The sequence below is a fragment of the Streptomyces sp. NPDC039430 genome (assembly GCF_055639435.1).
Genome location: NZ_JBVKAK010000004.1, coordinates 185,746 through 209,447 on the forward strand (window position 1 = coordinate 185,746; position 23,702 = coordinate 209,447).

The 23,702-nt window shown below is 70.7% G+C and carries 19 protein-coding genes; 12 read left to right on the forward strand and 7 right to left on the reverse strand.

Annotated elements, in window-relative coordinates; genetic code table 11:
• Positions 1–173: 173 nt before the first annotated feature.
• From ACZ7LS_RS12650 to ACZ7LS_RS12675, 6 genes are all read left to right on the forward strand, one after another.
• Positions 174–1,847, forward strand: coding sequence for a type 2 periplasmic-binding domain-containing protein (locus ACZ7LS_RS12650; protein ID WP_385129624.1), 1,674 nt, complete (start codon positions 174–176; stop codon positions 1,845–1,847).
• Between the two features lie 29 nt (positions 1,848–1,876).
• Complete coding sequence (locus tag ACZ7LS_RS12655; RefSeq protein ID WP_385129626.1) at positions 1,877–2,911, forward strand: ABC transporter permease; 1,035 nt, start codon at positions 1,877–1,879, stop codon at positions 2,909–2,911.
• Entirely contained in the window at positions 2,908–3,876 is a 969-nt protein-coding gene (locus ACZ7LS_RS12660; protein ID WP_385129628.1) for a carbohydrate ABC transporter permease, read from the forward strand. The genes ACZ7LS_RS12655 and ACZ7LS_RS12660 overlap by 4 nt, the downstream gene beginning before the upstream one ends.
• Positions 3,877–3,953: 77 nt before the next feature.
• Positions 3,954–6,161, forward strand: coding sequence for a WD40/YVTN/BNR-like repeat-containing protein (locus ACZ7LS_RS12665; RefSeq protein WP_385129630.1), 2,208 nt, complete (start codon positions 3,954–3,956; stop codon positions 6,159–6,161).
• A complete protein-coding gene (locus ACZ7LS_RS12670; RefSeq protein ID WP_385129632.1) occupies positions 6,161–8,134 on the forward strand; it encodes a beta-galactosidase in 1,974 nt (657 codons plus the stop codon). Before ACZ7LS_RS12665 ends, ACZ7LS_RS12670 begins: the two co-directional genes overlap by 1 nt.
• Positions 8,135–8,232: 98 nt before the next feature.
• Positions 8,233–8,940 (forward strand): GH12 family glycosyl hydrolase domain-containing protein, encoded by a 708-nt coding sequence (locus ACZ7LS_RS12675; RefSeq protein WP_385129634.1) that lies wholly within the window; start codon positions 8,233–8,235, stop codon positions 8,938–8,940.
• A gap of 16 nt (positions 8,941–8,956) precedes the next feature.
• Here ACZ7LS_RS12675 and ACZ7LS_RS12680 read toward each other — a convergent pair whose 3' ends face one another.
• From ACZ7LS_RS12680 to ACZ7LS_RS12695, 4 genes are all read right to left on the reverse strand, one after another.
• Positions 8,957–9,982, reverse strand: coding sequence for a LacI family DNA-binding transcriptional regulator (locus ACZ7LS_RS12680; RefSeq protein WP_382519149.1), 1,026 nt, complete (start codon positions 9,980–9,982; stop codon positions 8,957–8,959).
• Positions 9,983–10,161: 179 nt separating this feature from the next.
• Positions 10,162–11,379 carry an NAD(P)/FAD-dependent oxidoreductase gene (locus ACZ7LS_RS12685; protein ID WP_382519148.1) on the reverse strand — a complete coding sequence of 406 codons (1,218 nt, stop codon included), beginning with the start codon at positions 11,377–11,379 and terminating at the stop codon, positions 10,162–10,164.
• A 14-nt stretch (positions 11,380–11,393) separates the two neighbouring features.
• Entirely contained in the window at positions 11,394–11,588 is a 195-nt protein-coding gene (locus tag ACZ7LS_RS12690; RefSeq protein ID WP_382519146.1) for a ferredoxin, read from the reverse strand.
• Positions 11,589–11,611: 23 nt separating this feature from the next.
• The gene (locus tag ACZ7LS_RS12695) at positions 11,612–12,811 is read right to left on the reverse strand and encodes a cytochrome P450 (protein ID WP_382879013.1); all 1,200 of its coding nucleotides are present in this window, start codon (positions 12,809–12,811) and stop codon (positions 11,612–11,614) included.
• A 212-nt stretch (positions 12,812–13,023) separates the two neighbouring features.
• Here ACZ7LS_RS12695 and ACZ7LS_RS12700 point away from each other — a divergent pair, with 212 nt between their 5' ends.
• The 3 genes from ACZ7LS_RS12700 (at position 13,024) to ACZ7LS_RS12710 (ending at position 15,927) form a co-directional block, all read left to right on the forward strand.
• Positions 13,024–13,578 (forward strand): MarR family winged helix-turn-helix transcriptional regulator, encoded by a 555-nt coding sequence (locus ACZ7LS_RS12700; RefSeq protein WP_382519142.1) that lies wholly within the window; start codon positions 13,024–13,026, stop codon positions 13,576–13,578.
• A 181-nt stretch (positions 13,579–13,759) separates the two neighbouring features.
• The gene (locus tag ACZ7LS_RS12705) at positions 13,760–15,010 is read left to right on the forward strand and encodes a hypothetical protein (protein ID WP_385129636.1); all 1,251 of its coding nucleotides are present in this window, start codon (positions 13,760–13,762) and stop codon (positions 15,008–15,010) included.
• A gap of 71 nt (positions 15,011–15,081) precedes the next feature.
• Entirely contained in the window at positions 15,082–15,927 is an 846-nt protein-coding gene (locus ACZ7LS_RS12710) for a M23 family metallopeptidase (protein ID WP_385129638.1), read from the forward strand.
• A gap of 27 nt (positions 15,928–15,954) precedes the next feature.
• Here the strand turns inward: ACZ7LS_RS12710 and ACZ7LS_RS12715 are convergent, their stop codons facing one another.
• Positions 15,955–16,332, reverse strand: coding sequence for a DUF6114 domain-containing protein (locus ACZ7LS_RS12715; protein WP_382882267.1), 378 nt, complete (start codon positions 16,330–16,332; stop codon positions 15,955–15,957).
• A 65-nt stretch (positions 16,333–16,397) separates the two neighbouring features.
• On the reverse strand, positions 16,398–17,039 hold the full coding sequence (locus ACZ7LS_RS12720; protein ID WP_382665442.1) for a DUF6230 family protein: 642 nt from the start codon (positions 17,037–17,039) through the stop codon (positions 16,398–16,400).
• A gap of 653 nt (positions 17,040–17,692) precedes the next feature.
• Between ACZ7LS_RS12720 and ACZ7LS_RS12725 the strand changes: the two genes are divergently transcribed.
• Positions 17,693–18,394 (forward strand): Tat pathway signal sequence domain protein, encoded by a 702-nt coding sequence (locus tag ACZ7LS_RS12725; RefSeq protein ID WP_382665444.1) that lies wholly within the window; start codon positions 17,693–17,695, stop codon positions 18,392–18,394.
• 150 nt (positions 18,395–18,544) lie between these two features.
• Here ACZ7LS_RS12725 and ACZ7LS_RS12730 read toward each other — a convergent pair whose 3' ends face one another.
• Positions 18,545–19,360, reverse strand: a complete 816-nt coding sequence (locus tag ACZ7LS_RS12730) for an SAM-dependent methyltransferase (RefSeq protein ID WP_382519131.1) — start codon at positions 19,358–19,360, stop codon at positions 18,545–18,547.
• A 261-nt stretch (positions 19,361–19,621) separates the two neighbouring features.
• Between ACZ7LS_RS12730 and ACZ7LS_RS12735 the strand changes: the two genes are divergently transcribed.
• Both ACZ7LS_RS12735 and ACZ7LS_RS12740 read left to right on the forward strand, forming a co-directional pair.
• Entirely contained in the window at positions 19,622–22,864 is a 3,243-nt protein-coding gene (locus tag ACZ7LS_RS12735) for an alpha-L-rhamnosidase (protein WP_385129641.1), read from the forward strand.
• A 233-nt stretch (positions 22,865–23,097) separates the two neighbouring features.
• Positions 23,098–23,700: a TetR/AcrR family transcriptional regulator gene (locus ACZ7LS_RS12740; RefSeq protein ID WP_385129643.1), complete on the forward strand. Its 603-nt coding sequence runs from the start codon at positions 23,098–23,100 to the stop codon at positions 23,698–23,700.
• The last annotated feature ends 2 nt before the right edge of the window (positions 23,701–23,702 follow it).

Genomic DNA, 23,702 nt, shown 5'->3' on the forward strand with positions numbered 1-23,702 from the left:
TTGTTGGACGACTACAGGCACGCGGTAAGGAATCTTGGGGGTGGCTCTTGTGCCTCCCGAAGGGTTCATTTAACCTCGCAGCAACATCGAAGCGCTTCGACAAATCTTCGACACCGCAGCCGTCCGGTGGACTTTCGCCGCATGTGCCCGCGCACCACGAAGGGTTTGACGCAATGACGCCGAAGTCCTCCTCCGCACCGAGCAGGAGACGTTTCCTCGCCTCGACAGCGGTCGCCGCCACCGCCGTGGCCGGCGGCGCACCGCTGCTCGCCGCCTGCGGCGGTACGCGGAGCGCCAGGAAGGAGGGCACCACCTCCGGGAAGGAGGCGCGGAAGATCCTCCCGGCCTTCGTGGCACAGAGCGTCGTGGCACCGGACATCCCGCCCGAGAACGGGTCGTCCGCCGGATTCACCCGGGCGATCGCCGCCGCGGACCTCAAGGACTCGGTGCCGGAGAAGCTCGGCACGGGCAGCCGCGTCACGATCATGTCGCCGTACTGGGGCACCCCGCCCGCCGGCGACAACCCGTACTACGCGGCCATGAACGACGCGATCGGGGTCCGGACCGTCTGGCAGAACCAGGACGGCAACACCTACGACGAGAAGCTCGGCGCCGTGCTCGCCTCCAGCGGGATCCCCGATGTGGTGGTCGTGCCCGGCTGGAATCTGACCGGCAAGATCCCCGGCGCCGTCAACGCCAAGTTCGAGGACCTCGGACCGTATCTCTCCGGCGACAAGGTCAAGGACTTCCCGAACCTCGCGGCCGTCCCGACCGACGCGTGGCAGCGCTCGATCTTCGGCGGCGCGCTCCGCGGCATCCCGATGCCCGCCTCGTACGTCGTGAACATCGCGCCCTTCTACCGCAAGGATCTCTTCGCGGAGCGGGGATATGAACTTCCGCGCACGGCCGATGAGTTCCTGGCCCTCGCCAAGGAGATCACCAGCGCCAGGTCCAAGGTCTGGGCCTGCGACGACATGAAGTGGACCGCCTTCAATGTGTTCGGGGCGCTCTCCGGCAACGACAAGGCCCTGGGGTGGGACCTGGTCGACGGCAAGCTGGTCCACCGTGTCGAGACCCCGGCGTATCTGGAGGCCCTGGAGTGGACGCGCAAGCTCTACGCCGCCGGGGTCGTCCACCCGGACGCGAAGGCCGCGCAGGGCGACGCCGGCAACCGGTTCACGGCCGGTCAGGTGCTGATCTACAACCAGGATCTCTCGCATTGGTACGCCAAGACCGTCGAGCAGGCGGCCACCCCCGGGTTCGCGATGGGCGCCCTGGATCTCTTCGGTCACGCGGGCGGCGACCCGACGCTCTACGCCGTACAGCCCGCTGGCATCTGGGCCTTCGTCAGGAAGGGCTCCGCCGAGAAGCTGGTCAGGGATGTACTGGCCCTGGCGAACTTCACCGCCGCGCCGTACGGCACCAAGGAGCGCATGCTCACCGACTACGGCGTCGAGGGCACGCACTACACGGTGGAGAAAGGGCTGCCCGTCAAGAACGACAAGGGCACGATCGAGGTCGCGGGCACCTTCGACTACACCGGTGACCCGGCCGCGTACGTCGCCCACCCCGACCGTCCCGACATCGCCAGGGCGCAGGTGGAGTGGCAGCGGCGGATGGGGGCCTTCACCAGGAAGACCTCCTTCTACGGGCTGACCATCACCGAGCCGGCCCGCTGGACCAATCTCACCGACGGCTTCGAGCAGCTGGAGGACGACGTCGTCCGCGGCCGGAAGAGGATCGGCGACCTGCGGCGGGCCGTCTCCGACTGGCGGAGCGGGGGCGGCGACCAACTGCGGGACTGGTACAGGAAGCTGCTCGACGCGTCGGGACCGGCGGCGAACTGACCCACGGCATACGACGGCAGGGAGTTCAGGTGTCGCAGAGCACGGTTCCCGACGCGGACGTACGAGGGCGAGCGCGGGGCGCGCCCCGCCCACGGCCGGGGAAGGACGGGAAGCCACCGCCGCGTGAGCGTGCTCCCGGGCCCTCTCTCCGGGCCCGGCTGCGCCGCGACCGGGCGCTGATCCTGATGACACTGCCCGCGGTGCTGCTGGTGCTGGTCTTCAGCTATCTGCCGATCCTCGGCAATGTGGTGGCCTTCCAGGACTACGACCCGTATCTCAGCGACAACGGCTTCGTCGCGATGCTGGAGAGCCCCTGGGTCGGCTTCGAACAGTTCGCGCGGATCTTCGGCGACTCCGCGTTCTGGGCCGCCGTTCAGAATACGCTCGTGCTGTTCTTCCTCCAGCTGGTGGTCTTCTTCCCCGTCCCTGTCCTGTTCGCGCTGCTGATCAACAGCGTCGTACGGCCACGGGTGCGAGCGGTCGCGCAGGCCGTGCTGTATCTGCCGCATTTCTTCTCCTGGGTGCTGGTCGTCACCGTCTTCCAGCAGATCTTCGGCGGCGCGGGCATCATCGCCCAGACGCTGCGGCGGCACGGCGTCGAGGGTTTCGACCTGATGACCGACCCCGGGCTGTTCACGTTCCTGCTGACGGCCGAGGGCGTCTGGAAGGACGCCGGGTGGGGCATCATCGTGTTCCTCGCGGCGCTCGCGTCCGTCAACCACGAGCTGTACGAGGCCGCGGCCATGGACGGGGCGAACCGGTGGCGCCGGATGTGGCATGTCACCCTGCCCGCGCTGCGTCCGGTGATCGCCCTGCTGCTGGTGCTGCGCGTGGGCGACGCGCTGACCGTCGGCTTCGAGCAGATCCTGCTCCAGCGCGACGCGGTGGGACGCGACGCGGCGGAGGTGCTGGACACGTTCGTGTGGTGGACGGGCATCCGGAACCAGGACTTCGGCTACGCGGCCGCCGCCGGTCTGGTCAAGGGCGTCATCGGTCTGGGGCTGGTCCTCACGGCCAACAAGGTCGCCCATCTCATGGGCGAGCAGGGGGTGTACAGGAAATGAGCACCACCGGCACCGCCGCCCCGGCCGGCTCCGGCACCACCGACGCCGCACGTGGGCGCCGACGTGGCCGCCGGGCCGCCCCGTCGCGTCCCGTGTGGGAGGAGAAGCCCACCGGGGCCGGCCTCGCGGGCAAGGGCATCGCGCTGACGGCCGCCTGTCTCGCGATCCTCTTCCCGCTCTGGATCGTGATCGTCACCAGTCTGTCGTCGCGGAGCACCATCGACGCGGCCAGCGGTTTGGTGGTCGTGCCCGGGGACCTCACCCTCATCGCGTACGAGGAGCTGCTGAGCGGCGGTCAGGTGCAGCGCGCCGCCCTGGTCAGCCTGGGGGTGACGGTCGTGGGCACCACGTTCAGCATGGTGGTGTCCGTCCTGTGCGCGTACGGGCTCTCCCGTACGAACTCGCCCGGTCACCGCTGGATCCTGATGACGCTGCTGGCCACCATGTTCTTCGGGGCCGGTCTGATCCCGACCTATCTCCTGGTCCAGGCGCTGGGGCTGACCGACACCTATCTGGCGCTGATCCTGCCGGGCGCGGTGAGCGTCTTCAATGTCCTGGTCCTGCGCTCGTTCTTCATGAACATCTCCCCGGAGCTGCTCGACAGCGCGCGCATCGACGGCGCGGGCGATCTCCGGATCCTCTGGCGGATCGTCATCCCGCTGTCCCGTGCCGTGATCGCGGTGATCGCGCTCTTCTACGCGGTCGGCTACTGGAGCGCCTGGTTCAACGCGTCGATCTATCTGACGGACCAAGACATGATGCCGCTCCAGAACGTCATGATCCAGCTGGTGCAGAAGCAGGAACCGCCGACGGGGCTCGGCCAGCGGATCAGGACCGGTCAGCTCTCGCCGCTCTCGGTGCAGATGGCGGTCATGGTGCTGGCGCTGCTGCCCGTCGCCGTCGCCTCGCCCTTTGTCCAGAAGCATTTCAGGAAGGGCATGCTCACCGGCGCTGTCAAGGGCTGAAGCGCCCCGGGCCTGCTCGCGCACGACTCACCGGGTGCCGCTCCGGCGCGCACTCCCCCACGACGGAAGGTGACGCCATGTCCGATCCGACGCATGGACCCCGCAGACGTACGGTGCTCACCACGGCCTCGGGGGCGGCGGCGGCACTGGCGCTGACCGGGGCCCCCGCGGTGGCCGCGCCCCGGCACTCCCCCGGCGCCGCCACCGGCCGGGCGGTGGAGCAGCCGTACCGCTGGCGTACGGTCGCCATCGGTGGCACCGGTTTCGTCACCGGTGTGCTCTTCCATCCCGCGGTGAGAGGGCTGGCCTACGCCCGTACCGACATCGGCGGCGCCTACCGCTGGGACGACGCGGCGCAGCGCTGGACACCGCTCACCGACCATCTCGGCTGGGACGACTACCATCTGCTCGGCGTCGAGGCCATCGCCGTCGATCCGGGCCGGCCCGACCGGCTGTATCTCGCACTCGGTGCCTATACGCAGTCCTGGGCCGGCAACGGCGCGGTGCTGCGCTCCGCCGACCGGGGCGCCACCTGGAGCCGTGCCGCGCTGCCCGTGAGGCTCGGCGGCAACGAGGACGGCCGGGGCGCGGGCGAGCGGCTGCTCGTCGACCCGCGCGACGGCGACACCCTCTATCTCGGCACCCGCCACGACGGACTGCTCACCTCGTCCGACCGGGGCGCGACCTGGGCCGCCGCTCCGTTCCCCGCCACGGCGAGCGCCTCCGGCCAGGGCATCACCTTTCTGGTGGCCGCCGGGCGCGTGGTGTACGCCGGGTGGGGCGACGACGGCGGCGCGCTCTACCGTACGAGCGACGGCGTGGCGTGGGAGGCCGTCCCGGGCCGGCCGTCGGGCGCGGCGGCGCGGGTCCCGATCCGCGCGGCCTTCGACGCGAACTCCCGCTCCCTGTACGTCACGTACTCCAACACACCGGGCCCCAACAACCAGACCGACGGATCGGTGCACCGGCTGGACACCGCCACCGGCGCCTGGCGGGACGTGACGCCGGTCAGGCCCTCGGGGGGTGACGCCTTCGGCTACGGGGGCGTGGCCGTCGACGCCCGGGTCGCCGGTACGGTCGTCGTCTCCACGAACAACCGCTGGGGCCCGGTGGACACCCTCTACCGGTCCACCGACGGCGGCGGGAGCTGGGTCTCGCTCAAGGAGACCGCCACACTCGACATCCGGGAGACGCCGTATCTGGCCTGGGGCGCCACGCCCAAGTTCGGCTGGTGGATCCAGACCGTCGCGATCGATCCGTACGACTCGAAGCACCTGGTGTACGGCACGGGCGCGACGCTGTTCGCGACCCGTGATCTGGTGCGCTGGGCACCCTGGATCCGAGGTCTGGAGGAGTCCGCGGTACGGCAGTTGCTCTCGCCGGCCGCCGGGGCCGCTCCGCTTCTCAGCGGTCTCGGCGACATCGGCGTGGTGTACCACGAGTCGCCTGCCGTCTCCCCGTCCCGGGGCATGGCCACGAACCCGGTCTTCGGCTCGGCGACCGGTCTGGCGCTGGCCGCGCTGAAGCCGTCGTACGTGGTGCGCGCGGGCTGGGGCGACCACGGGAACGGCGCGTACTCGACGGACGGCGGCCAGAGCTGGCGCCCCTTCGCCGGACAGCCCGCGATCGCGTCGACCGCCCCCGGGCCCATCGCGGTGAGCGCCGACGGCGCCGTGCTGCTCTGGTCGTTCGTCCACTGGGACGGTACGCGGCATCCCGGCTTCCGCTCCGCCGACGGGGGCGCCACCTGGAGCGAGGTGGCCACCTTCCCCAGGGGCGCGGTGCCGGTCGCCGACCCGGTCGATCCGCGGCGCTTCTCTGTGTACGACACGGACGGCGGCGCCGTGTACCGCTCCACGGACGCGGGCGCGACCTTTGTGCGGGGCGCGGGCGGACTGCCGTCCGGTGATGTCCAGTTCCGGATCGCGGCGGCGCCGGGGCGGACCGGTGATCTCTGGCTGTCGGCCAAATGGAACGGACTGTTCCGGTCGACAGATGGCGGTGGCTCCTTCACCAGGGTCACCAGCTGCTGGGCGTCGTACGCCCTCGGCTTCGGCAGGGCGGCACCGGGGGCGGCCTATCCCGCCGTCTTCCAGACCGGCGCGACGGAGGACTTCGTCGGGGTGTACCGCTCCGACGACGCGGGGGCCGGCTGGACCCGGATCAACGACGACGCGCATCAGTGGGGCTGGACCGGTGAGGTGATCACCGGCGATCCACGCGTCCACGGCCGCGTCTATCTGGGCACCAACGGCCGCGGCATCCAGTACGGAGACCCCGTCTGATGCCCGCCCTGGACGACGCCACACGGGGCCGTGTGCTGTTCGGCGGCGACTACAACCCCGAGCAGTGGCCCGAGGAGAGCTGGCCGCAGGACGTACGGCTGATGAAGAAGGCCCGGGTCAACTCCGTCACCCTGGGCGTCTTCTCCTGGGCGCGGCTGGAACCGCGGCCGGGCGCACGGGACTTCGGCTGGCTCGACCGGCTGATGGACCTCATGGCGGAGAACGGCATCGGGGTCGTCCTGGCCACCCCGACCGCCTCTCCGCCGCCGTGGATGGGGTCGCGGCATCCGGAGACCCTGCCGCGCGACGAGGACGGCCGGACCGTGTGGTGGGGCTCGCGGCAGCAGTTCTGCCCCAGCTCGCCGGTCTACCGCGCGTACGCCGCCGCGCTCACCGAGGATCTCGCGGCGCGGTACGGCGGCCATCCGGCGCTGCGCATGTGGCACATCAACAACGAGTACTGCACCCACTGCTGGTGTGATGAGACGGCACGCCACTTCCGCGACTGGCTGCGCGCCCGGCACGGCGGTCTCGACGCGCTCAACGAGTCCTGGGGAACGGCCTTCTGGAGCCAGCGCTACGACAGCTGGGACGAGATCATCCCGCCCCGGCGCGCCCAGTACCTGCGCAACCCCGGGCACACCCTCGACTTCCGGCGCTTCACCTCGGACGCGCTGCTGGAGTGTTATGCGGCGGAACGCGACATCGTCATCCGGCACACCCCGGACACGCCGGTGACCAGCAACTTCATGCCGTTGTGGAGCGGCCAGGACGGCTGGGGATGGGCGGAGCGGGAGGATGTGGTGTCCGTCGACATCTATCCCGACCCGAGAGATCCTCACGGCGGTCAGTACAACGCGATGCTCGGGGATCTGACGCGCTCCCAGGCGCGGGGCCCCTGGATGCTGATGGAACAGGCGGCGGGAGCGGTCAACTGGAGGGGCGTCAATCACCCCAAGCCGGCCGGTCTCAACCGGCTGCTGTCGTGGCAGTCGGTGGCACGCGGCGCCGACGCCGTCTGCTACTTCCAGTGGCGGCAGTCCCGGCAGGGCGCGGAGAAGTTCCACTCGGGGATGCTGAGCCACGCGGGCGAACAGGGCCGTACCTTCCGGGAGATCAAGCAAATCGGCGCGGAACTGGAGCTGCTGGGACCGGAGGTGACGGGCACTCATACGGTCGACGAGATCGCCCTGCTGCACGACTGGGACTCCTGGTGGGCGGACCAGCAGGACGGCCGGCTCTCGGCGCGTCTCGACTACCCGGAGGTGCTCCGCGCCTGGCACCGCGCTCTGTGGGAGTCGAACCTCCGCACCGGCTTCGCCCGTCCCGGCCACGACCTGCGCCCGTACCGGCTCGTGGTCGTACCGCACATGTATCTGCTGGCCGACGCCGCGATCGACAATCTGGTCCGGTACGTACGCGACGGCGGCACCCTCGTGTCCGGCTTCCTGACGGGCGTCGCCGACGAGGACGACCGGGTGCGGGCGGGCGGGATGGACGTCCGGCTGCGGGAACTGTTCGGCATCGGCACGGTCCACGAGTGGTGGCCGCTGGACGCGGACGAGACCGTGGAGTGCGACGGCTTCCGGGCCACGCTGTGGTCCGAGGAACTGGAGGTGTCGACGGGCGAGACCGTCGCCTCGTACACGAGCGGGGAACTGGCCGGGCTGCCGGCCGTTCTGCGCAACGGCCGTGCCTGGTATGTCTCGACGCTCCCCGAGCCGGAGGCGCTGCGCGCGCTCCTCGCCGGGGTGGCGCGGAGCGCGGGTGTCCGGCCCGTGCTTGAGGGGCTGCCGGAGGGCGTGGAGGCCGTGCGCCGGGGCGCGCTGCTGTTCCTGCTGAACCACGGCGCGAAGGACGTCACCGTCGCGGTCGACGGTCGCCACCGGGAGTTGCTCAGCGGTCGCGCGGTGGACGGCTCGGTCGGGCTGGGCCGCCACGGTGTGGCGATCCTCCGCGCGCGGACGCCCTGACCCGTCGAGTGGATGAACCACTCGGCCACCAGGCCACTCGGCCGCTCCAACACCCGCCCACCGGCCCACCGATCCACCGACCCCCAGGAAGGAACGCCATGAACCTCCGTACACCGGGCAGGCTGCTGCTCGCCCCGGCGGCCGCGTTCGCCGCCCTCATCGGTTTCGCCGCCGCACCGGCCCACGCGGCCATCTGGTCCTCGTCGGACCAGTGGGGCTCGTACACCACCTCCGACGGCTACACGCTCTACAACAACATCTGGGGGTCGGGCGCGGGCTCCCAGACCATCTGGGCCAACTCCTCCTCCAACTGGGGCGTCTGGGCCTCCCATCCCAGCACCGGCGGCATCAAGTCGTACCCCAACGCGAAGAAGGTGATCAACAAACCCCTGGACTCGCTGTCCTCGCTCCGGAGCGGCTACAACGTGTCCGTGCCGTCCTCGGGCGCGTACAACACGTCGTACGACATCTGGGACACCGACTACGACTACGAGGTCATGCTCTGGGTGAACCACAACGGCGCGGTCGGCCCGCTCGGCACCTCGCAGGGCTCGGCCACACTCGGCGGCCACACCTGGAACGTGTACAAGGGGAACAACGGCGGCAACGAGGTCTTCTCGTTCCTGCGCACCTCGGACTCCACCTCGGGCACGGTCGACATCCTGCCCATCCTGAAGTGGATCAAGAACACCAAGGGCTGGTGGGGCAACGAGACCATCGGGGACGTCCAGTTCGGCTACGAGATCACCTCGTCGTCCGGCGGCCTCGACTTCACCACGAACAGCCTCTCGGTCTCGGGCGGCTGACGGTACGCCGACCTGCCTAACGCGCCGGGTCCCCGGAGACGGCCCGGGGGCCCGAGCTCTCCCGTACGGTCAACTCGGGCCGCAGCAGCACGACTTCGTCCGGTCCCCGGCCCGCGAGCTTCGCGACGACCTGCTCGACCGCGTGCCGCCCCATCTCCTGTGCCGGGACGGCGACCGAGGTGAGGGGCACCGAGGCATGGACGGCGACCTGATCGGGGCAGATGGCGACCACCGAGATGTCCTCCGGTACGGCGCGCCGCTGCTGGCGGAGGAGGGCCAGCAGCGGATCGGTGGCGGCCTCGTTCTGGACGATGAACGCGGTGGTGCCGGGGCGTTCGTCGAAGATCCGGCCGACGGTGGCGGAGACGGCCGCGTAACTGCCCTCGCAGGGCCGGTGCAGCAGCCGCAGCCCCAGCTCGGCGCTCCTCTCGCGCAGACCGCTCAGCGTACGTTCGGCGAAGCCGGTGAGGCGTTCGTACACCCCGGGAGCCTCGCCGATGACCGCGATCTCACGGTGGCCGAGACCGGCCAGATGGTCCGCGCACACGGCACCGGCCGCGGCGAAGTCGAGGTCCACACAGCTGAGTCCGGTGGTGTCGGCGGGCAGCCCGATGAGCACCGAGGGGCGCCGCGCCTCCCGCAGCAGCGGCAGCCGGTCGTCGTGCAGCTCCACATCCATCAGGATCATCGCGTCGGCGAGGGCGCTGCCCTCGATCCGTCGCACCCCCGCAGGACCCTCCTCGCCGGTCAGCAGCAGTACGTCGTAGCCGAAAGTGCGCGCCGTGGTGGCGACCGCGATGGCGATCTCCATCATCACCGGCACATACATGTCCGTGCGCAGCGGCACCATCAGCGCGATGATGTTCGACCGGCTGCTGGCCAGCGCGCGGGCACCGGCGTTGGGGTGGTAGCCGAGCTGTTCGATGCTGTGCTCGACCCGTTCCCGGGTGGAGGCCGAGATGGAGCGCTTGCCGCTGAGGACGTAGCTCACCGTGCTGGCGGACACTCCTGCGTGCTGAGCGACATCGGCGAGGGTGACCATTCAGCTCTCCAGGCAGGCCGGTTGAGAAGTGAAGCGCTTCGACGGACGCGTCATCGAGACTAGATGGCATGTCTATGACCTGTCCATAGTCGGATCGAAGCGCTTCGACGCCCACCCGCACGACGAAGAGCGGGCCCGGCCAACCGGCCGGACCCGCTCACAAGACACCCGGCTCCGCGCTAGGTGACCAGCTCCGTACGGGCGCCGACCGCCGTCTCCCAGTCGGTGCCCTCGGCCACCAGCGCGCGGTAAGGACGGGCCGCCCGCGCCATGTTGACGGAGACGGCACCGCAGACCCGGCCCTCCCGTCCGTAGAGCGCGATGAGCTTGCGGTCCGCGACAGCGCCCTCGACGACATGGACACGGTCGGCGTCCCGGGTACGGCCGAAGATCTGCACCTTCAGGTCGTACTGGTCGGACCAGACATAGGGAACGGGAGCGAAGGGAACGGCCGCACCGGGCCCGGCCAGGATGTTCCTGGCGACGGCCAGTCCCTGTTCGGCGGCGTTCGTACGATGCTCGATCCTGGTCGGGGCGCCGGTGCGCGGGTGCAGCCAGCAGGCGACATCGCCGGCCGCCCAGACCCCCGACCCCGCGTACAGCGTGGGATCGCACTCCACTCCGTCGCCGACCGGAAGACCGCTTCCTTCGAGCCAGCCGGTGCCCGGCCGGGCACCGATACCGACCAGCACCACATCGGCGGGGAGCGTACGGCCGTCGGCCAGCCGCACGCCGGTGACCCGGCCGTCCTCGGAGTCGACCCCCTCGACGAGCACGCCCGTCTCCAGCCGTACTCCGTGGTCGCGGTGCACCTCGGCGAGCATCGTGCCCAGTTCCGTGCCGAGCACGTCGGACAGCGGCATCGGGACATCGCTGACCAGGGTGACCTCGGCGCCCAGTTCGCGGGCGACGGCGGCGGCCTCGCAGCCGACGAAGCCCGCGCCGACGATGACCAGCCGTGGCCGGCCGCGCAGGTCCTCCCGCAGACCGAGGGCGTCCTCCAGGGTGCGCAGCACATGCACCCCGGCGATGCCTTCCGTACCGGGCAGCCGGCGGGCGGCGGCGCCCGTCGCCACCACCAGGGCGTCGTAGCCGATCCGTTCACCGTCGGCCAGGACGACCTGGCGCGCCGCCGTGTCCAGGGACTGCGCCCGGACACCGAGCCGCAGATCGAGCCGCAGGTCCGTCAGCACGTCCTCGCCGCGCAGCCGCAGCCGCTCGGGTTCCCAGGCTCCCGACAGCAGCTGCTTCGACAACGGCGGCCTGTCGTAGGGGAGGTGGACCTCCTCACCGATGAGGGTGATCCGTCCCTCGAAACCGGCCCGGCGCAGCCCCTCGGCGGTGGACATGCCCGCCGCCGAGGCACCGACGACGGTCACATGCCGGACGCCACTCACTCCCGCTCCGCTCACTATTGCTCCAGTCGGATGGCGGCGGCCGGACAGATGAGCGCGGCCTCGCGTACCTGTTCGTGCAGCGCGGCCGGTGGCCGCGCGTCGAGTACGAATGCTATGCCGTCCTCGTCACGCTGGTCGAACACTTCGGGGGCGACGAGGACGCACTGTCCCGCTCCGCAGCACTTGTCCTGATCGAGCTGAACTTCCATGATCTCCCTCTCCACTCCGGCGCTCACCAGGCCACCGGAAGCCCGTACACGCCGTACACGCCCATGTCGGCGCGGAAGCGGATGTCCTCGAACGGCACGTCGAGACGCAGGCCGGGCAGCCGGCGGATGATGGTCTCCAGCGCTATCTGGAGCTCCACGCGGGCCAGCGGCTGGCCCAGGCACTGGTGCACGCCGAAGCCGAAGGCGACATGGCGGCGGGCGTCCCGGGTCACATCGAGGTCCCCGCCGGACGGGAAGACGTCCCCGTCACGGTTGGCGGTGTTGAGCGTGCAGATCACGCCCTCGCCCGCGCGGATGGTCCGGCCGCCGACGGTGACATCCTCGGTGGCCGCCCTGGTGACCCCGTTGTGCACGATGGTCAGATAGCGCAGCAGTTCCTCGACCGCCCCCTTCACCAGGGAGGGGTCCTCCTGGAGCCGGGTCCACTGGTCCGGTTCGCGCAGCAGGGCGAGCACCGACAGCGCGGTCATGTTCGCGGTCGTCTCATGGCCGGCGATCAGCAGCAGCAGCCCCATGGCCGCCGTCTGGGGCATGGTGAGTTCGCCCCTGGCCATCAGCCGGCTGATGATGCCGTCGTCCGGCGCCTGCTCCTTGGTCTTCGCCAGTGCGGTCAGATACTCGACCAGTTCGTCCCTGGCGGTCAGGACCTCGGCCTCCGTCGAATCGTTGTGCAGCAGGACGCGGCTGCGTTCCTGGAAGTAGTCGTGGTCCTCGTAGGGGACTCCGAGCAGCCGGCAGATCACCAGGGACGGCAGCGGCAGCGCGAACTCCGTGACCAGGTCGGCCGACGACCGGGAGGCGGTCATCCGGTCCAGCAGCTCATCGGTGAGGCGCTGGATCTCGGGGCGCATCGCCTCGATCTTCTTGACCATGAAGTCGGCGGTGAGCATCCGGCGCAGCCGGGCGTGGTCCGGGTCGTCCATCCGGATGAAGCTCGACTCGCCCGCGGCCACCTTCTTGCGTCCGGCGGTGAGGAAGGGGTAGCCGGGGCGGGTGGCCTCGGCGCTGAACCGCGGGTCGCCGAGGACCGCGCGGACGTCTTCGTGACGGGTGACCAGCCAGCACTGGGAGCCGTCCCAGAGCGTCACCCGGGTCACGGGGGCTTCCTCGCGCGCCTGTTCGTACTCGGGAGGCGGGGCGAAGGGACAACCGCTTCGGGCGGCGGGGGCGGTGAGGAGCGGGGTGCGGTCGGTGACGGTCATGGGGGGTTCTCCTTCACGCGGGACGCGGGTGAGCTTCCGGGAGAGGGTCGAGCGGGCGAGCGAATTACCTAACAAAAGCAATTAACTCTCGGTCACGCTAACGCGCCCGCGCGTGCCGAAGGAAGGGGAGGGAGGTCGTCGTTCCACTTTGGCCGAATGCCGACCGCCGCCACCTGCGCCCCCTTGCGCGGTGTTGCCGTTACAGTTCCTCCATGCCGGACGCCGACACCGCCCCGGAACCCACAGCCGCACTGGAGAAGATGCTGGCTCTGCTGTCGTATCTGCTCACCCGCTCCCAGGCACACGACCAGCAGATCTCGCAGGCCGGGGTCACCGCCCGCCGCTCGGACGTGTATCTGCTGCTGGCTCTCGACAAGAACGACGGCAGCCGGGTCGGCGATCTCGCCACCCGGCTCATGGTCGAGCCCTCCCATGTCACCCGCCAGATCGCCCGGTTGCAGGCCCAGCGGCTCGTCGAGCGCACACCCGACCCGCTCGACGGCCGGGCGCGCCGGGTGGCGATCACGGCGGAGGGCACGGCTTTGCTGGCCCGTCTCCACCAGGCCAACCGCGCCAGCCTGCAACAGGCCCTGCACGACGTGGAGGAGCGCGACATCGCCACCACCGTCGACGTACTCCAGCGGCTCGTCGACGGCTATGTACGCCGGGTACGGGCGCAAGCGCTTCCGGAGTGCGAGGCCCCCGCCGCGGGTGCGCCCGGCGGCGCCCCAGGCCCGCGTCCGTCCGGCGCCCGGGAGACCGGCTGATCCGCGCCATGTCCCGCGGGTGCCGGGGAGAACGGGGCTCTTGTCGTGGACATGGCGGGATCGCTACGGTGGCCCGGATCGCGTCGCCCGGACCCGATCCGCTCAGCACACCCCGACGCGCCGGCCGCCCCCTCGCACTGGTGACGGGGCGTCACCCGGCCCGGAACGAAGGCGACTCAGGATGCGTGACAGGTGGCAGCGGCACCGCTGGCCGGTCGGACTCGTCTCGGCACTCGCGTGTCTGGGACCCGCGGTGGCCACATCGCCCGCGACGGCGGCCGACGCGCGTGTGTCCACGCGCGTAGCGCCGGACGGGATCTCCTGGACGGAGGATCTCTCCCGGGTCGGCTCCGACGATGTGAACGTACGCCACTCCCCCGGTGGACTGCGCGTCCTGGCCCGGGACTTCCGCACCGCGTCGGCGGAGAGCGGCCGGGGATACGGCGCGCGGGTGCTGGCGCCCCGGACGCTCGACCGTCCCGTCAACCGCGTACGGGCCGAGCTCACGGCCCGTCTGCCCGCCGGCGCGCGGGTGGCCGTCGAGGTCAGGGGGCGCTCCGGCGACGGCTCCTGGACCGAGTGGCGCGAGGTGGCGGCGACGGCGGTGACACTGCGCCGTACCGTCAGCACCGTACAGGCGCGCCTCACCCTCACCGACGCGTCCGGTCTGGCACGGGTCGGGGGACTGCGGCTGACGGCCGACCGGGGCCCCGAGCCGCGGACCGGCGCGGACGCCGCCGCCTTCAGCGCGCGCGTCTTCGCGACCCGCGAGGGGCTCGTCGGCGGAACGACCGCCAACGGCCATGTCATCCAGCCGAACGACCACTTCGTCGCGCTGCCCTCCAGGCGGGGCCTGTCGCCGAACGGCAGCGGTCAGTACTCCGTCCAGGTCTGCGGCCCCGCCCGGTGTGAGACCGCCCCGGTCTGGGACGTCGGTCCCTGGAACACCCGGGACGACCACTGGAACCCCTCCTCGGTACGGGAGAGCTTCCAGGATCTGCCGCAGGGAAAGCCCGAAGCGCAGGCGGCGTACGAGACCGGCTACAACGGCGGACTCGACGCCTCGGGCCGGCGGGTCCTGAACCCGGCGGGAATCGATCTCGCCGACGGCACCTTCGCCAATATCGGTCTGACGGACAACGGCTGGGTGACCGTCACCTATCTGTGGACCGGCGGACAGCCGGGCACGTCGTTCCCCACCTGGGGCACCGATGTGCGCATCCGGCAGCAGGCGACGACGGCGTCGACCGAGGTGGCGCGGCTGGCCGGGCCCACCCGGGTCAATGTCAGGTGCCAGGTCCACGGCCAGCGGATCACCGTGGACGGCATCACCAACGACGGGTGGTCCTATCTGCCGGACTACGGCGGCTATGTCTCCACCATCTTCATCGATGTCGCCGAGGCATGGCTGCCCGGCGTCCCCACGTGCTGAACTCCCTCACCGCGCACCCCGTCCACGCCCCATCGGCCCCACTTCGGCCCCACTTCGGCAGAGGAGCCCGTATGCGTCCCGGACACCCGTTGTCCGCACTGTCCCCGCTGTCCGTGCTGTCGGTGCTCGTCGCCGCGCTCCTCGCGACGGCCGGCCCGGCCACCGCTTCCGCGCAGTCGCCGGACCGCTCCCCGCTGCCCCGCCAGGACACCCCGCTCGCCGCCCCGAACTTCAAGGCCCCCTATCCGTGCGGTCAGCGGTGGACGCTCAGCCATCACTCCGCCGAGGTGCGCAGGGCGCTGGACTTCGTACGGGCCGACGGCGGTTCGACGGCCGGCACACCGGTCCTGGCCTCCGCCGCCGGTACGGCCACCCGGATGTCACAGCCCAGCGGCGCGGGCAACTACATCGTGATCGACCACGGCGCGGGCTGGAAGACGTACTACTTCCATCTGGCCTCGTACTCCGTGCCGAGCGGCGCCCCGGTCGGCCAGGGACAGCAGATCGGCGTGACCGGGTCCTCCGGCAACTCCTCAGGCGCGCATATCCACTACGAGCAGCTGCTCAACGGCGTTGGCCAGAACATCGTGATCAACGGTGCCGGTCTGCCCTACCCCTCGCAGTACAACCAGTCGTATCTGACCAGTGACAACGGCTGCGGTGGTGGCGGCAGTGCCTTCCGTACGTGGGGTTCGGACATCCGGGTGCGCGCGGACGCCTATCTGGACTCGGCGGTGGTCAACGTCCTCGCCGGACCGACCGATGTCACGGTGGTGTGCCAGAAACAGGGCAGCACCGTGACCGCCGACGGCTACACCAACAACTGGTGGAGCAAACTCCGTGACCAGGGCGGCTTCATCTCCAACATCTATATCGACCATCCAGCGGCCCAGCTGCCGGGCGTTCCGGTCTGCTGACCTCGCGAGGTCCCTCGATCCACACCGTCACACCGTCCCGCGTGGGGCCCGCCGCCAGCGGCGCGGCTCCTGGTCGGGCAGCCAGCCGAAGGCCAGCGAGCTGCCGATGACGCCGAGCAGCAGGCCGACGAAGAACCCGCCCAGGTTGGACGTGACCCAGGTGCCGAGGGTGACCAGCACACCGATGACCGAGTAGAACAGCCGCTGTCCCGGGTTCAGCAGCACCAGCAGTCCGCATACGGCCATGACCAGCGGAAGCAGATAGGCGGCGATGCCTCCCGCGCCCGCTTGCAGGACGACCGAGATCGAGGCCTGTTCGGTGAGCAGGATCTCCGCTCCGCCGAGCAGCAGGAGCGCTCCGCCCCAGAAGGGCCTGCGTCTGCGCCAGGCGGTGAAGGCGCGCAGTGGGTGGCGGCCCCCGGCCGGGACGGCGGTCCCGGCCGGGGGATTCGTTCCGAGGGGAGCCACGCTCAGCAGCCCTTCGAACTGAAGTTGAGATGGAGGTTGGGCAGCCGGAACTTGGCAGCGGTGGTCGCCCAGTTGGTCTGGCGCAGGTTGGTGATGGTGACGGTGTCGGCCTGCTGGCCGAAGACGCCGAGGGGACCCTTGACGCCCGCCTTGGTGAAGGTGCTCGCGTCGCCGCCGATCTCGATGTTCTCGAAATCCGCCTGCTTGCCCGTCAGCACCGTCGAGTCGGTGGTCAGATCGGTCGCGGACACGGGTGTGCCCTTGTCGCCCGCGGTGATGTGCAGATACGTGCCGCCGATCTCCACGCTCTGGCAGAGCTTGGTGAGTTTGGCCTTCTTGATGGCCGAGACCACCACCAGGACCTGGCCGCCGGTGTCGCCGGCGTTGGGGCTGCCCTCCGCCATGTTGTCCATGCCGCCGAACTGCTCGAAGCCCTGGCCCTCCAGACGGTCGGCGGTGACCGTGAAGGGCATCCCGGAGATGGCGAACTGAGCGGCGATGGCGCCCTGCGCCGTGAGGATCACGAGGGTGGCGGCCGCGGCGACCGCCGGTACGCCCATGAGCGCGGCGCGGCGGAACCGCACTCTCCCCCGCCGTTCGGCTCTCTCTGGCGTTTCACCGCCGGTGATGTCGGACGTGGCCATGAGCTGCTCCTGAAGGTGTGATGACCGGAACGAGCTTGCGCGGCGATGTCCTGGCGCGGACGGCTCCCGGCGCCGGCGGGGTTTCCCCGGACAAGGCGACGGCGCGGCCATGGGAGTCGACCGGAAAGTTACTCCCAGGTATCCACGCGGTCAACCGCCTTGTGAGAATTGGGTGTTGATCGCGTGTGAGCCCTGGGTCCGGTCCTGCGCGGACGACTCCTCCGCCACCTCCGGCCACGGGCGGGTCGAGCGGTGCCAGGCGTCGCGAGTCCGCGACGGTCCACCGGACGGACCGCCAGGACCGACAGCCGGTGCGCACCCCCGGCACCCCGCTGACGTCCGGGTACCGCGGGTAACAATCACCGGCGACTTCCCTCGCGGCCCCTTGACTCCGCGCCTGGCACAGGCTTACAACGCTCTTGGGTTTCCTTCTGTGCCGCGCTCGTTCGCGGCGCGGTGCGGGTCCGTGGCGCCGGTCCCGTACCGCAACCGTTCACCCCTCACACCCTCTCGGCGCTGCCCCACGGGCACCGCCCCTCTCGCACAGCCGGCCGCATCCCTCGCCGGCCGCGACGACGCGCTCGGCCGAGCCGCCACAGCGCGTACGTACCACCTCACCTCACCCCGCACCGCACTCGCGAAAGGGACTTCGCATGGGTACTCGCACGGGCTCAGGACGCAGCGCACTCGCCGGCGCCGGCGTCATCGCCGCCGTCGCCCTCCTCACCACCGGCACGGCGTCCGCCACCGGTTCGCCGTCCGCCACCGGGACGGCCGCCGGCAATGTCCTCACCTACGGCAGCGCCGGCGGCTCCGCCGTCGCGGTGGGGGACGTCTTCACCTCGTCGCTGAGCAGCGGCGCCAGTGTCGCGATCCGTACCACCGCGGGCGGATCCACCGGAATCACCTGCACGGCCTCGCAGTTCACCGCGACCGTCACCGGCAATCCGGCCGCGCCGGGCACCGCCACCGAGTCGCTGACAGCACACACCTTCGGCGGCTGCACCACGAACATCCTGGGGACCACCGGGGTTCAGAGCATCACGGTCGACCGGCTGCCCTACCGCACGACGGTCACCTCCGGGGGACCGCTCACCGTGGGCGCCGGGGCGGCCGGAGCGGTCCAGACGACCGTCAAGCTCAACACCCTGCTCGGCCTGACGACCTGCGTCTACACCTCAACGGGACTGAGCGGCGCCACATCCAACGCCGACAACTCCATCACCTTCACCAACCAGCTGTTCAGCAAGTCGTCCGGGCCGGTCACCTGCCCGGGCTCCAGCTACTTCTCCGCGAAGTACGGCCCGGTCAAAGACACGAGCCAGTCCGGGAGCCCGTCCGTCTTCGTCAACTGACGTACCACAATGGTGCGTTGGCACACCGGCGCATCGCCGCGCCGATGCCCGTGCGAGTGCTGTCGCACGGGCGTCGGCCGGTAAGGGCTGTCCCGTAATCCCTGCGCGCCCGCCAGGGATTACGGGACGGTCCGCACCCGGGTCCGCGGCTCAGGCGCTCTTCCGGGCGACGCCTCCGTACATGGCGATGTCGCGGTCGTCGATGTCTTCCTGACCGGCGTCCGGCCGCCAGTGGTGGACCTGGGTGACCCCCGGCCCGACCAGTTCCAGACCGTCGAAGAACGCCTCCGCCTCGGCGTGCGTGCGCAGTTGCATCGGCATGCCGCGCCGTGCGTACTCGGCGGCGACGCGGCCCACCTCCTGCGGGGCGAAGTCCGCGGTGCCGATGGTCATCGCCAGGAAGCTGCCCGCGGGCAGCGGATCCAGCAGGCGCTGGACGAGGCCGTGGTCGTCGTCGGTGTCGAGTATGAAGTGCAGAATGCCGATGATCAGCAGCCCGACCGGTTCGCGCAGATCGAGGAGTTCCTGGAACTGGGGCGAGCCGAGGATCGCGTCGGGGTCGCGCATGTCGGCGTCGACATAGGCGGTGTGACCCTCGGGGGAGCTGGTCAGGAGCGCCCGCGCGTGCGCGAGCACGATCGGGTCGTTGTCGACGTAGACGATACTGGCGTCGGGGCGGACCTCCTGGACGACCTCGTGCACATTAGGCGAGGTGGGCAGGCCGGTGCCGATGTCGAGGAACTGCCTGATGCCCTCCTCGCGCGCGAGATACCGGGCCGCCCGGTGCATGAACTCCCGGTTGGCCCGCATGTGCACCGGCAGCGCCCGCCACTCGCGGCACATCGCGTCGCCGGCTTCCTTGTCGACCGGGTAGTTGTCCTTCCCGCCCAGGATGTAGTCGTAGACGCGGGCCGAATGCGCCTCACCCGTGTTGATCCGCCGTACCGGTTTCTCCTGCTGCGTCATCTTCACTCCAGGTCCCGATCGAAGCCTTGGCCAGGAGTCTAGGCAATAAGGCATCACAAGATCGCGTGGCAGACGCACATGAAAGGTTTCAACCAGCCCTCCAGGGAAGCTAGGGCAACGCCAACCGCCCCGTCAATAGGCGGAACTCGCCCTTCTCACGGCCATCGACAGGTCGTCACAGGACTCTTGACAGGTCTCACACGTCTCCCTACTTTCACGGAAGTGAAACGATTCATTGTCGAGTCGTAACGGAGCCGCATTGTGATCAGCAGAAGACGACTGCTCGGCACGTCCGCCACCGCCCTGGGTACAGCCCTTGTCGCCGGGACCGTTCCGGCCGCCGGAGCCGATCCGTCCCTGGCTCGGGCCGCGGGGCCGGGGGCCGGCGCGGGCGCGCGCGTCACCGAACCGACGGTCGAGTACGTGCGCCATCCGCTCGGCCTCGACACGCCACGTCCCAGGCTGAGTTGGCCCGTCGTGTCCGACCGGCCGGAACAGCGGCAGAGCGCGTATCAGATACGGGTCGCCACCACTCCGGAACGCCTCGCCAGGCCCGACGTCTGGGACAGCGGGCGGATCACCTCGGCGCAGTCGGCCCTGGTCCCCTACGCGGGCCCGGCGCTGACATCACGTACCCGCTACCACTGGTCGGTACGGGTGTGGAACGCCGACGGCAGCGCGTCGGGATGGAGCGCGCCGTCCTGGTGGGAGACGGGGCTCACCGAGGCCTCGGACTGGTCGGCGCGCTGGATCGCCGCTCCCGCCGCGCTCGTCGGCGCTCCCGCGCTGGACGGCGCCTCCTGGATCTGGTTCCCCGAGGGGGATCCGGCGAGCAGCGCCCCGGCGGCGACCCGCTGGTTCCGGGGCCGGACCGACATCCCGGCCGGTGTCACCCGCGCCCGGCTCGTCGTGACCGCCGACGACGGCTACACCGCCTATGTGAACGGTGTCCGGGTCGCACACGCCGAGGCGTACGGCCCCGCCGAGAACTGGAAACGCCCCGTCGTCGTCGATGTGACCGGCCACCTGCGCCCCGGCGCCCAGGTGATCGCCGTCTCCGCCACCAACGCGACCGTCGGTCCCGCGGGCCTGCTCGGCCTGCTGGAGCTGACGACAGCGGACGGCACCACCGTCTTCGCCACCGACGGCGGCTGGCGGACCACCGACCGGGAGCCCGCCGGCGACTGGCTCACCGCCGCGTACGACGACGCCGCGTGGCCCGCCGCCAGGACGCTCGCCGCCTGGGGCTCGGGCCCCTGGGGCGCGGCGCGGGTCTCCTACTCCCCCGCCGCGCAGCTGCGCCATGAATTCCGGCTGCGGCGCGGGGCGAAGGTCGCGCGCGCCCGGCTCTACTCCACGGCCCTCGGGCTGTACGAGGCGTATCTCAACGGCGAGCGGATCGGCGAGGACCGGCTCGCGCCCGGCTGGACCGACTACCACAAGCGCGTCCAGTACCAGACGTACGATGTGACCCGGCTGCTCAGACCCGGTGCCAACGCGCTCGGGGCGACGGTCGCGGCCGGCTGGTACGCGGGGAACATCGCCTGGTTCGGTCCGCACCAGTACGGCGAACGGCCCGCCCTGCTGGCCCAGTTGGAGGTCACGTACACCGACGGCACGACCGAGCGGGTGCTGTCCGGCACCGACTGGCGCGCCGCGACCGGACCCGTCACCGCCGCCGATCTGATGGCGGGCGAGGAGTACGACGCCCGGCTGGAGACCGACGGCTGGACGCGCGCGGGATTCGACGCGACCGGCTGGACGGCCGCCGAGACCGTCGACACGGTCACCGCCGCGCTCGTGGCGGAGGTGGACGGCCCCTCGCGGGTGGCGGGCGAGCTGCCCGCGAAGAAGGTGACGGAGCCCCGGCCCGGCGTCTTCGTCTTCGATCTCGGCCAGAACATGGTGGGCGCGGTCCGGCTGACCGTCTCCGGCGCCGCCGGCACCACCGTACGGCTGCGCCACGCCGAGGTGCTCAACCCCGACGGCACGCTCTACACCGACAATCTGCGCACCGCCCGCGCCACCGACACCTACACCCTCAAGGGCGGCGGCCAGGAGATCTACGAGCCGCGCTTCACCTTCCACGGCTTCCGCTATGTCGAGGTGACGGGCTATCCGGGGAAGCCGTCGACCGGCGCGGTCGTGGGGCGGGTCATCCACACCTCGGCGCCGTTCACGATGGACTTCAAGACGAATGTCCCGATGCTCAACCAGCTCCACAGCAACATCACATGGGGCCAGCGCGGCAACTTCCTCTCCATACCCACCGACACGCCCGCGCGCGACGAACGGCTCGGCTGGACCGGCGACATCAACGTCTTCGCGCCCACCGCCGCGTACACCATGGAATCGGCGCGCTTCCTCACCAAGTGGCTGTGGGATCTGCGTGACGCGCAGGAGGACGACGGCGCCCTCACCCATGTCGCCCCCGATATCGCCGGGGTCGGCAGCGGCGCGGCCGGCTGGGGCGACGCCGGGGTCACCGTGCCCTGGGCCCTCTACCAGGCGTACGGCGATGTCCGCGTCCTGGAGCAGTCGTGGGCCTCCATGCTGAAGTGGCTCGACTATCTGGAGGCGCACAGCAGCGGCTATCTGCGCCCCGCCGACGGATTCGGCGACTGGCTCAACATCCAGGACGAGACCCCCAAGGACGTCATCGGCACGGCCTACTTCGCGCACAGCGCCGACCTCGTCGCCCGGACCGCCGAGGTCCTGGGCAAGGACCCGGCGCCGTACGCCGCGCTGTTCCGCGCCGTACGCGACGCCTTCCGCGCGGCGTATGTCGCCGCGGGCGGACGGGTGAAGGGCGACACACAGACCGCGTATGTCCTGGCCCTGTCCATGGACCTGCTGGCCGACGCCGACCGCGGGCCCGCCGCCGACCGGCTCGTCGAGCTCATCAGGGCCAAGGACTGGCATCTGTCGACGGGCTTCCTCGGCACTCCGCGACTGCTGCCGGTCCTCACCGCCACCGGTCACAACGATGTGGCCTACCGGTTGCTGCTGCGGCGGACGTTCCCCAGCTGGGGCTACCAGATCGACCAGGGCGCCACGACGATGTGGGAGCGGTGGGACTCGATCAGGCCGGACGGCAGTTTCCAGGACGCCGGGATGAACTCCTTCAACCACTACGCGTACGGCTCGGTGGGTGAGTGGATGTACGCGAACATCGCCGGCATCGCCCCCGGCGGCCCGGGGTTCCGGGAGATCGTCGTCCGGCCACGGCCCGGTGGCGGGGTGACGGAGGCCGAGGGGCGCTACGACTCGCTCTACGGCCCGGTCACCACACACTGGAAGACGGACTCCGACGGCTTCCGGCTCACCGTCTCGCTCCCGGCCAACACCACCGCCGAGGTGTGGATCCCGGAGGGCGGCACGGGGGCCGGCGCGGGTGGTCAGGGCCGGGCGGAGGTACGGCATCCGACCGCCGCGTTCCTGCGACGGGAGGACGGCTGCGCCGTGTTCGCCGCCGGTTCGGGAAGGCATCACTTCACCGGCTGAGTGAGCCGGCGGAGGACCGCCGTGCGCGCCCGCGCACGAGGAGGGGCGCGCACGGGGTGGGCGGCGTCGGAGGCGTTGACCATCGGATGGCACGGAGTCGGACCGGCCGGCCAGTTCAAGGTCGATCGACATCGTTCTGTGCCCGCAGGGCAACGATGTCAATGACGATCGACATTGAGCTTCCCGACCCGGCCCGCTACAGTCCTCCCAGGAGCTGGGCTTGGGGGAAGACAGTGGGCGTTTCGAAGCAGAAGGCAGCGGAGAACCGAGAAGCGATCATCGCGGCCGCGGACGGCCTGTTCCGTGAGCGCGGTGTCGACGCCGTCGGCCTCGTTGAACTGATGGGCGCGGCCGGGCTGACGCGCGGCGGCTTCTACAATCACTTCGCCTCGAAGGACGCGCTCGTCGACGCGGTCGTCGCCAAGGCCATGGCGGACGGTTTCAGCGATCTCGACGAAGCCGTCACGGCGTCCGAGGCCCGCGGCGGCGACCCGCTCACGGAGCGGATCGGCTGGTATCTCTCGCCCGAACACCGCGCCGACATCGAGCACGGCTGCCCGAACACGGGCTTCGTCGGCGACGCCCGCCGACTGGACCCGGCCTCCCGTGCCCGCTACGCGAAGGGCCTGGCGGCCAATCTCGACCGCTTCACGGAGATCGTCCACGTACCCGGTCTCGACGAGGGAGAGCGCCGGGCGCGGGCCATCGCGCTGTTCAGCGAGATGGCCGGCGCCCTGCTGCTGTCACGCGCCGTCGCCGATGCCGATCCCGCCCTCGCCGAGGAGATCCTCGCCGGCGCGCGCACCGACCTCCAGAGCCGCGTCCGTGCCGCGTAGTG